At 45.7% G+C, this 1,329-nt stretch carries 2 protein-coding genes; one reads left to right on the forward strand and one right to left on the reverse strand.

Going from position 1 to position 1,329, the window contains the following annotated elements; genetic code table 11:
* Window positions 1-293 precede the first annotated feature (293 nt).
* On the forward strand, window positions 294-710 hold the full coding sequence (mntA, locus tag AC1BI1_RS15310; protein WP_476718168.1) for a type VII toxin-antitoxin system MntA family adenylyltransferase antitoxin: 417 nt from the start codon (window positions 294-296) through the stop codon (window positions 708-710).
* 266 nt (window positions 711-976) lie between these two features.
* Here the strand turns inward: mntA and AC1BI1_RS15315 are convergent, their stop codons facing one another.
* On the reverse strand, window positions 977-1,216 hold the full coding sequence (locus AC1BI1_RS15315; RefSeq protein WP_476718169.1) for an AbrB/MazE/SpoVT family DNA-binding domain-containing protein: 240 nt from the start codon (window positions 1,214-1,216) through the stop codon (window positions 977-979).
* Window positions 1,217-1,329 lie beyond the last annotated feature (113 nt).

The following is a 1,329-nucleotide window of genomic DNA, read 5'->3' on the forward strand; positions in this document are numbered from 1 at the left end:
CCTCAGTTCGTTTTCTGAGGAAGATTATCCCTTAAACTCGAGCACTGTGCCAAGGTGGGTTGTATTTGACGCTTACGAATGAAGTGCGGGGGAGGTGGAGAAGGTAATGGAGCTCAGGACTTCGTGGCATATAAGAGGGTGGCAACAGGGCCTTGAGGAAGGCCGGTTTGCTCATTCATGTGCATACGCCGGTAGCCGGGGGGTACATAGACAGATAAACTCACCATTCGCCTTGCGCAGGCGGTATGGATTGAAAAAGTGTAGCCGTGTTATAATTAAACTGGTGATAAATGATGGCTAAGAGAGTTTCAAGCGTTCTTAAAGAGATATTTACCTCGTTTCCGGAAATAATCGCCGTCTATCTATTTGGTTCCTACCTGGAGGAACCAGAACGGGCTCAGGATGTGGACCTGGCCGTTTTATTGGCGTCAAGGGAGGGTATAGTAAATCTTTATACTCATCTTTACCCTAAGCTGGGAGAAATATTTACCCCGTTAGAAGTGGACTTGCTCTTTTTACACTTGGTACCGGTTCCTATGGCTTTTGAAGTCATAAGCAAAGGTAAAGTCATTTACTGTACAGATGATGAGCGCCGGACCGATTTCGAATATGTGATTTCCGGTTTATATATGGATTATCGATATCACTTAGAGCAGGGCCGGCGGGAGCTATATGAAGCTATAAAGGAGGCTTCCAGCCTTGTACAATGAGGCACTGATTGCGCAAAGGCTGGCGATAATTCAAAGCTCAGTCAAGAGGCTTAGGCTTCTAGCACAACTACCGCGAAACCAATTTTTAAAAAATGAAGACGCCATAGATATAGCTGAGAACAGACTGCGCCGAGCCCTGGAGGCGTTATTTGATCTAGGCCGTCATCTCAGTGTAAAGTCAGGCCTGGGTGTACCTCAATTCACGTAGCTGGCACCCGGTTCTTCTTGTAGCCAGCATAATACAGCATAAGCGTCAAATACCTTTATCACTCTTGTTCCACCTCGAGAGCGTGTTCTGCCAGGTGCTCTTCCAGCACTTTGCTTCCTTTAAGGATGCCTTTCCAGCGACGCCATCCTGGTTCCGTTTTGCCAACAACGGGTTCGAGGACTATTTTGCCTTTAATTACCTCCACCTTAAGTTCTGCTCCTTCCTTTAAAGCAAGTTGTTCTCTGATATTCTTAGGAAGTACTACTTGTCCCTTAGAGGAAAGTCTAGTAATCATCATACTTCATGCCTCCTTTAAAAATCTCTTACTGCTATAGTAAGATAACCCCATTAATCCCTAACTGCTCTTTTCCAGCTTGATACCCCTGTTACTGATGTAACTGACCAGGGACT

The organism is Thermanaeromonas sp. DSM 22490 (assembly GCF_056378755.1).

Bases quoted from the DNA above. Each gene is read 5' to 3' on its own strand.
- mntA (WP_476718168.1), top strand. From the start codon at position 294: ATGGCTAAGAGAGTTTCAAGCGTTCTTAAAGAGATATTTACCTCGTTT.
- AC1BI1_RS15315 (WP_476718169.1), bottom strand. From the start codon at position 1,216: ATGATGATTACTAGACTTTCCTCTAAGGGACAAGTAGTACTTCCTAAG.